Raw genomic sequence first — 9,158 nt, 5'->3', positions numbered from 1 at the left:
ATCCTGCAGATTAGCGGTCCAGCCCGTTGGCACGGCACTGGCAGTGCCATTCCAGTCAGCCAGATTTACCTTGTCCAAAGTCATGCCGGTGGCCGTATAATTCACCTTGTCTGCTGTGGTGGATACAGTACCCTTCAAGGTGCCGGTGAGGGCTGTACCATTGGCGGCACTGTAGTCCACAGTCTGGCTGCGATCCTTGCCCGTTACGGTCTTGCCTGCCAGATTGGAGGCACCACCAAGCAGGGTCATTGTGCTGCCGCTGGCCAGTGCCGCCTTGTCATTGTTGGCAATGGCAAAGGACAGGCCGGAAGCATCAATGGCCGTGTTGTTGTCGTAGATATAACCAGCACCGGAGCGGGCAGTGCCATTGGCTACCCAGGTCACTACCCCCGGGGTTATGCCCTTCACGTTGTTGGTAATGGTATAGTTCACCTTGCTGTCGGTGTCAGCCAAAGCAACGGTATGGGTGTTCTTGTAGGACAGGGTTACATTGTTTTCCGTATCCTTGGCTTCGGCATTTTCCTTGACCACTATCCCGGTACCAATAGCCTTGGTGCCCCCAGAATATTTCAGATTAAGGCTGCTGAAATTATTGTTCTGACCACTGAGAAGGGTCATGGTTCCCGGTACAGTGGAGCCAGTCAACGCAGTGGCCCCGCTTATATCCAGAGTTCCCACTCCGGTAACAGCACCAGTGGAGCTCAACACAGTTTTGCCATTGGCAAAGGCCAAATCCTTTGTAATGCCAATGGTCTGGGTATAGGAAACGCCTTTATCCCCAACAGTAATGCCAGTAGCCCCCAGATTCAGGGTATTGCCGCTGCTGGTAGCACCTTTACCAACGGCAATCCCGTTTACACTCACTGCCGCATTGATGTTAACGGTGTTATCCTTAGCTACGCTGCCTGTTTCACTGCCAGTACCATTATATCCGGCAAGACCAGCGTAAATTTCTGATGTGTAACTAAAAGTACCACCGTTGATGTTGACGGTGTTTCCGTTGGCTGTATAATTTTGGGTACCACTATTATTTCCGGTTGCCCGACCGCCCATAACCCAGCCGCCAACTTTGGCATCGCCGGAAATGGTAATGGTGTTACCACTGGCTGTGCTAGCCGCACCATTCTTACCAAAAGAGCGTCCGCCGCGGATACCTTTGTCCACTTCGCCGCTGCTCATGGTGATAGTGTTGTTATCGGCACTACCACCGCCAGTATCATTTACCCAGCCGCCATTGATGCCATATTCGCCTTCAACCGTGCCGCCGGTCATATTTATGGTATTATAGTTGGCATAGCCAGTCTTGGTATAGCCGCCATAGACCGTTCCATTTATCGTACCGCCACTGATATTTACATGGTTGCCCAAATCGGAAGTGGTACCGCCTGCATTACCGATGACAGCATAACCGGCAGAAACATCCAGGCCGATTGAAGTTGTTTTGCCTTCCTCCTGGGAAATGGTAACGGTGTTTTTCGTAGCGTTCCCGCTTTCGGTCGCTTGCCCGCCAAATACATGACGGTCTAACGTTCCGCCGCTGACCTCTACTTCGTTGCTCTCGGCATTACCCGTTTTCACTTTGCCGCCTATGACACTGACTGTTACATTACCACCAGAAACACTTACTTTATTGTTGGCAGCCGTATTAGTGGCACCATTAGCGATGCCACCAATCACAGCCGCGCTATTTCCAACTGTGCCGTTGCTTATCGAAACCGTATTATACTTTGCAACTCCATTTAGAGCAAAGCCACCATAAACATTATTTACTGTTCCGCCACTGATATTGACCTGATTGCCCAAATTAGCACTGTTACCGCCTGCAGTACCGGATTTTACGTAACCGCCATATACGTCGTCATTTATAATGGTGGCTACGCCAGTTTTTTCCTGAGATATGTCAACCCGATTGCCCTCTGCTTTGCTATCATCTTTATTTGCATGGCCACCAAAAACCCCGCCAGTTCCGGTTATATTACCACCAGACACAATAAAACTATTGTCAACAGAGTTACCAAGTGCATAACCACCAATTAAAGTAATTGCATTTTCAATGGTACCACCAGTCATCTTAACCGTATTATTGGTAGCATCGCCACCATTCGCATGACCACCACGAACAAACTGTGATTTCACAGTACCACCATTGATATATACGTTATTATAGCCAGCACTGCCGTTCTCACTGTATCCACCAACAAGCGTTTTATTAGTATCACCAATGGTACCACCATCAATGGTGACCGTATTGCCCAAATCGGCACTGTCACCGCCTGCGTTGCCAGTTCCAATTACATGCCCACCATATACGTTGCCTACCGTTCCGGTCTTGATATCGACCGCATTCTTCGTAACGTCACCATTGTTGGAATGACCGCCATAAATTGTGTTGTTTCCCTGGAATGTACCTCCATTGATGGTGACGCTATTTTCAGAAACCAGGCCCTTGCTGGACCAGGCGCCATGGATATTGACTCCACTGCCAATGGTTCCACCGGTGACAGTGACCGTATTTTTCGTCATGTTAACTTCGTTGTTGTTATCGTCGGAAGCACCACCATATACGTTGGCGTTAATGGAACCGCCCATTATATTAACGGTATTTTCATTTACCTCACCAGATCCAGATTGGATATATCCTCCCTTGATTGAATTATTGATCGTAGCCGAGTTGGATATAATCACATCGTTACTATTGGCCTTATAGCCGCCTCCGACCCAGCCACCCATGACCTGACCAACCGTACCGCCACTGATTTCGACACGATTATCGATGGCATTTCCTTTATCCGCTCGACCACCAACGACATAACTATTCACTGTGCCGCCCGTCTTTATGACACTGGCATTCGTAACATTTCCGGTAGCTGTACCTGTTAATAGAACACCATATAAACTACGGAGCTCTCCATTATTCATAGCCACAGTGACAGGGCCGTATGTTCCACTACTACTATTCCTCGCATAACCGGCAAAATCCCAACTCTTCCAATTAGTATGCACTCCATTTATAGTCAGTGCATTATAGGTCACAGAGCTATTCAAAGCCCAGCAGTTAATACCTGCCGGTTGATACATCCCAGCGCCCTGCATACTGGTTGCATCAGCCATTCCGTTTGTAATTGTAGCCGTCGTCGCCGCCTCCGCCGTCGGTGCGAAGAGCGTCCCGCCACCCAGCATCAATGCACCCAAAACAAGCCGCGTCAGTTTCCGTTCCCTGTGATTCTTTTTCATGCCCCTATCTCCTCTCGTTGTGGTTTTTTGCACACTTATCCACGCTACTTATATTTTACACTTTGTGTCCCCCCCCCGCAAGACATTTATCTTTTTTTCTTCTGCACAGGTCTTGCGGGGGGGAAGCGGGAGAGAGTGGCAGGGCGGAAGGATCCGCCCGTTCCCGTTCCCCGCGTCCATAGGTTGAAATATGGGGAAAGTTCGTCTGGAATCCGTCCTTACTTCAAATTTTGCCAAGCTGATTGTGAGCTACGAGGCGGAGCAGAAAGAATTGGACAGCCGTTCGAGGGAGCTTGAAGCGGTCATTGCGAAGCACAACGACAGCGCAGAGGGAGCCAAGCGGTTCATCTCCCAGGTGCGAAAGTACAGCGATATCAAGGAACTCAGCGCCGGGCTGATTCGCGAGTTCGTGGATAAGATTTATGTATCTGAGAAAAGTGTCGCTTTTTAGACGATTTGACTTTTCTTGTATAACCAAAATTTCTATACAATCAATCAATGGGAATATCATGTAAAATAGGGGCATCCAGCCAGAATGCCCCTAAATTTTACATCAAAATATAACGAGCTTTAAGATGTCCCCCACCTCTTTAGGTGGGGGAAAACAAACTACAACAGCTGGCGAGCATATCTCCCAGCTCGTTGAAACGCTAATTGGAAGATTTTTCTTCTAAAGAAGAAAAATTTGAACAATGGCGTTATAAACTTAATATCATTTAACCTTTAAAAAGCTATATCACACTCAAACAACCGGTTCCAAGGGTGGGATATACGCAGATTTTTGAGGGAAATATTGGCCGGCAGATTAATATTCTTCCGGGCAAATTCCTTCATCAGCTCCGTTCCCTGCTGGGATGCAAAATCCCGGGCACCGTCCAAATTCCCGGTGCTCTGGCTGTAGCCCGGATGCATCCAGACAGCGGCACCCAGCTGCTGACGGACATTGGCCTGGTAGCACCACTCATCAAGATAACGGATAAGCATTAGCTCCTCCCGTGCCTGCTTATCCATCCATTTGGTCAGAAGCCCTGTTCCAATCAGGAAGCCCGTGGTATTAGTGGCCGTATTCCAGCCCCCATAGGCCCGCAGCTTAAACTGTAAATTTTCCTTGTGTAACTGGTCCATCAAGGCGTTGTCTGCACCGTTGCCATAGGCAATATCCGCCACAGCCACAGGATAGCCCTTATCCACCAAATCCTTTACCATATTCACAAAGTACATGGTCCCCTTCCGTGGCTTAATGGTGTTGTCCGGACCGTTGGCATCTACGGTTCTGCCATCTGCATCGGTATTGATAGCCATAACCAGCTCAGCCCGGGCCGGCGAAGGCACCTGCATACCGCCTGCAGCCACAATAGTATTATCCACATCTATGCCGATTTCCTCATTGCAATACTTCGGAATGGTGGTGCGGCCCTTGCCCTCGTTATATACAGTATAAATAAAGGGAATGTCCATCCTGTCATCACAAATAGCCCTGCACATCATTACCATAGCCAGCTCATCAGCACCGGAGGTTATCTGCAGCTTGGTCTTGCCAATATTTTTTCCATGCTCCCGCAAATGACGGGTCTCGTAATGGGTCTGGGAATAAAGAGCTGAGTCATCACCGCCCAAAAAGAAAAAGGTAAATACCCCTTGACCAGTCAAATCAATCAGTGCCTTGTTGGCATCGAAATTTAAGCCGTGACGGTGGGTCCATTCCTCCATGGCCTCCGGCCGAATCTCCCTGGTAAGTCGTTCCAGCTCCTTCTTTTCCTTTTTGGTGGCCTGTCCCATTTCCACTTTATCCCGAAGGGCACTGTAATCCCGAAGCAATACAGCATTCTGCTGGTAAATAGCCGGCTCCATGCCATTGCCGGAATGGGTGGCAGACAGCAGGGTACGTAAAATAGTGCCAAAGCCATATATTGGCAGCCCCGGGTGTTTTTCATGGAAGGAACGGAAGTGCTCCACCCGTTCATTGATGGTATTCTTAGTTAATTCATGATTTCGGGAAGCCACCAGGCTGCCATAAAGCATGGCATCGGTGGATACCACAGCGGCCTTTGCCCCGGGGGCATTTTTATCCAGCCACTGCCAAAGGCCATCGGGATCGCCTGGCTGCTCCCTGGTCCCTAGTAAGCTCTCTGGGGGAACCACCACATCATAGCCCAGCTTTTCCGCCACCTGACGGGTTTCCTTGTCCGTTATTGGACGGTTATCCAAGGGCACAAACAATATTTTGCCGCTGTCCGAGGCTGCTGCAGCCTCTGCCGCTGTAATGCCGGAAATAATCGGCAGGCATACAGCAAGTGCCAATAGCATAATTATTTTTTTCAAATGTATTTGCCCCCTTATTGCATACAAAATGGAAATACCCATGAGTGTCATCGCCCCTTCCCTCACAATTACTCATACTTAATCTAAATCCGACGCCTTCCCCTTATATTTGGGTGGGCGCTTTTCCAGGAAGGAATTAATACCTTCCTTATAGTCATCACCGCAATATACCTTCTGACGATAATAGTTAATGCGTTCAAAGTTTTCGGCACTAATTACCGTGGCGGCACGGGATAAAATGCGGAACTGCCGCTTAATGGCACTGATTGACAAAATGCTGTTGCGCCTCAGCGGTGCCAGAAAATGATCCTCCAAAAGCCGTTCCAGAGCTTCACTATCCTCCGCCACATGATTTATGAGACCAACGTTCAACGCATCCTCTGCCTCTATTGGAGTCCCCAGAAAAAACATTTCCCTGGCCTTGTTAATTCCCAATTGGTTAATAAAATGTATCAGCCCCGAGGCGTTATAGGGAATGCCAATCTTGGCCGGAGTAATGGCAAAGGTGGAATCCTTGGAGCTGACAATCATATCACAGGCACATCCTGTACTTCTCTCAGCAGCTCCTCCATAGGTACATTATACGCCAAGGGGTCACTGCCATCCACAGGCAGCTCCTTTATATCGTGGCCAGCACTCCACACATTGCGATTAACCTCTGCTTTAATGACGATACCAACGCATTTCAAGGAATAGCTTTTTTTAATCGACTCTATCAGCTCCAGGCACATTTCTTCGCTGAGACAATTATAGTGTTTCCCATTCTGCATTGTAATATACGCAATTCGATCCTTTATTTCGGTATTTACCAGCATCATCTGTCCTCCAATCAAATTATAATATACTCCCCTCGGATAAAGCTGTCATCACAAGGGGAGCATAACAATCTGTATCAATGATAATTATTCGCTACTCAACAATAATTTCCTGCTGAGTGGCATTTTTTGTATCCATGGAATTAACAATTTCATCATCAGCCTCCACATACCCATATATTGCCTTGGGATGATACGGAATAAGGGGCTCAAAGCTGTAGTAGTGATACTTCCGCATCAGTGTATCCCTCATCATGTCTACCACACTGTACTGTTCAGGATACTTGTTGCTGCGGAACAGCCGCCAATCATGGTATTCTACCAAGTGAGCATTGTTGGTAAGAATTCCCCCATCTTCAAATAATTTAAACTGTCTTCCCATAGGATAGAGGTTATTTGGATTATTCCAATATACCAGCACCTCACCATCATGAGTTGGGGTTCGGCCATAAATGGCTATATCCACCGACCTGTTCTTGAGATTGAATTTATCACCCACCAGGACATCCGCTATATCAATTGTCCCCTTATCCACATTCACATAGCCATTGTTGGCCCAAAGCTTGGTCATCTGGGTGCCCGTATTGGATAATAGTTTATCAATCCTTAAGCTTTCTACAAAGCTATAACCATCAGGAGTTTCCACCGTCATAGTAAACGGATTGTTGGTTCCGCCAATATTTTCCACGGTCCCTACACCAACATATTTGCCTGCCAGTATAACATCCTTTATACCATCTCCATTGGCTTTGGCATAAATCCCATTAATACGGGAGGCTTCAGTATTATCACCCATGATTATGGCTACATGATTGGCTGTGGCAGTATTCGTCAGGAGGTCCCCCTTCTTTACAGAAAGGAGAATATCTCCCCTGGCGGCCTCTATTGGTCCATTTTGGACGGCAATGTTACCCTCGCCTACGGCTATGCTGATATTGCCCTCTTCTGATTTTACAGAACGGACTACGCGCACGTCGCCCCTTTCGGTGGCCAAAGCAATGTCGCCCTTTACGTCAATATTGGCAAAGCCAAGATTACCTTGTCCGCTTACAGCGGCCTTCAGACCACCCTGGGGCCTTACATTATCAGTAATCACAATATCACCATTGTGGGCATGAAGGGAAATATCCTTGCCGGCCTCCAGGGCACCATTATCATCAATAACGATGTTGCTTCCTCCCGGCTCATAGGCCTCCTTGCCCGCTCTCAGGTTAATATTGCCCTCTTTGGATACGGTTTTACCATAAATATATATGGTACCCACATCCGTTGACAGGGTAATATCCTTCCTGGCGGAAATGGATTCCTCATTGTGATCCAAGGTATCACCAACGGCAATATCGCCAATGCCGGTGATGACGTTAATATTCCCCGCCGAGGCAGTTAATTTACCAATGACACCAATATTCCCCTTCTCGGAATTAATATTTATATTACCGGCAGCCGAATTTAATGACTTAATAATCTTAATATCACCCTTTTGGCTGCTGATGGTTATATTATTGCCGGCCTCCGTCCTTCCTACTATATTAATACCCTCCTTTGCGGCAGCAGTAATATTGCCTCCTGCCAGCCAGGTACCAAGTGAACTGATAGAACCGTTGGCCGCCAACAGGTCCAGGCTGCCCTTTACATGGATGATACCCAGCGTATCCAGCGTGCCCGGAGTCCTGACAAGCAAATTACCAGTAAAGCCCGGCTCCTCAGCCGTACCAATGGCTCCAAGGTGCATAGCTCCAACGGTGTTCAGCAATGGACGCTCCAGACCAACCAGGAAGCCATTAACTCCCGAACCAGTCACTTCAGCTCCAGTATTAAGCAGCCGGATGGCATTGTCCCCAGAGCCCACATCGCCCTCCTTGGCATTTAACGAAATGGAGGAGCCTGCCATTACATAGGAAGAAGCCTTGTCCTCCTCTTCCTTTTTGGACATCTTAATTCCCTTGTCACCAGTTAGTTCGATATCATTACCGGCCTTAACCACGTCATTGATAATAAGGGTTCCAGGCGTCTTTATGACGAAATCACCAGTCATATCAATATTGTTCAGGATTATGCTGTTTGTATCATCCTGGATGCCCTGAATCTGGGTGCTGCCACCCTTGGCTGTCACATTGACACCATTACCTAATACATTAAGGGGCCTTGCAGCAGTTCCCATATCACTAGGAGCAGTACCATTATTGGTGCCATCCAAAATCAAATTTTTGGCGTTGATATATGGCACTATACCATCACTGGATACAGTGCTGCCCACCAAGCCTTTGCCGGCATACAGCTGTACAGTATCCGGGGTGTAAATACTGCCTACGGACAAGGCATTGGCACCCACATTTTTAATGAAAATATTATCATTGGAGCGGGCTGTAAGGTCGCCGCCAGCCTGTACGTTTATGGCTTTATCAGCTGTACCGATGGTACCATCGCCGCCCTCCAGCAGGACCTCTGTTTTGGCGATAACATTGGCCTTCGTTGGATCGCTCAGGGTATTTTCCAAACCATTTTTCCCCATAACCCGCACATAGCCATTATCAGCCTTAAGGGTATCCAGCTTCAGCACAGAGGCTTCGCTTTCGTTGTCGGTTTTACGGGATGAAACGGAAATATTCCCGCTGACTGCACTGGCTTTAACCACGCCGGTGGCATTAATCCCCAACGGAGCCGTACCTTTAACCTGGAAGCCCACAATTTTATTTTTATCCTCCAAAAGCGTTACATCGGAGGAATCGGCATTGGCCAAAAGCTTCAAATAATCCACATTGGTCTTACCGCCGGAGCTGTAGCCAT

At 48.0% G+C, this 9,158-nt stretch carries 4 protein-coding genes and 1 pseudogene; 1 reads left to right on the top strand and 4 read right to left on the bottom strand.

What is annotated here, in order from left to right; genetic code table 11:
- Window positions 1-3,234: hypothetical protein (locus Q0Y54_RS09525; protein WP_297966857.1), on the bottom strand; the 3,234-nt coding region annotated here is incomplete at its 3' end.
- Window positions 3,235-3,424: 190 nt separating this feature from the next.
- On the opposite strand from Q0Y54_RS09525, the gene Q0Y54_RS09520 reads away from it, so the two are divergent.
- Entirely contained in the window at window positions 3,425-3,685 is a 261-nt protein-coding gene (locus tag Q0Y54_RS09520) for a DUF4368 domain-containing protein (RefSeq protein WP_297966850.1), read from the top strand.
- Between the two features lie 272 nt (window positions 3,686-3,957).
- Here the strand turns inward: Q0Y54_RS09520 and Q0Y54_RS09515 are convergent, their stop codons facing one another.
- The 3 genes and pseudogenes from Q0Y54_RS09515 to Q0Y54_RS09505 form a co-directional block, all read right to left on the bottom strand.
- Window positions 3,958-5,556 carry a DUF4127 family protein gene (locus tag Q0Y54_RS09515; RefSeq protein ID WP_297966845.1) on the bottom strand — a complete coding sequence of 533 codons (1,599 nt, stop codon included), beginning with the start codon at window positions 5,554-5,556 and terminating at the stop codon, window positions 3,958-3,960.
- A 78-nt stretch (window positions 5,557-5,634) separates the two neighbouring features.
- Window positions 5,635-6,326, bottom strand: a pseudogene (locus tag Q0Y54_RS09510) (enoyl-CoA hydratase-related protein).
- A 139-nt stretch (window positions 6,327-6,465) separates the two neighbouring features.
- Window positions 6,466-9,158 (bottom strand): hypothetical protein (locus Q0Y54_RS09505; RefSeq protein ID WP_297966841.1); only part of this gene is annotated, 2,693 nt, incomplete at its 5' end.

The organism is uncultured Anaerovibrio sp. (assembly GCF_947302755.1).
Taxonomy (GTDB): Bacteria; Bacillota; Negativicutes; order Selenomonadales; family Selenomonadaceae; genus Anaerovibrio.
This window is presented reverse-complemented; position numbering and strand designations above follow the sequence as displayed.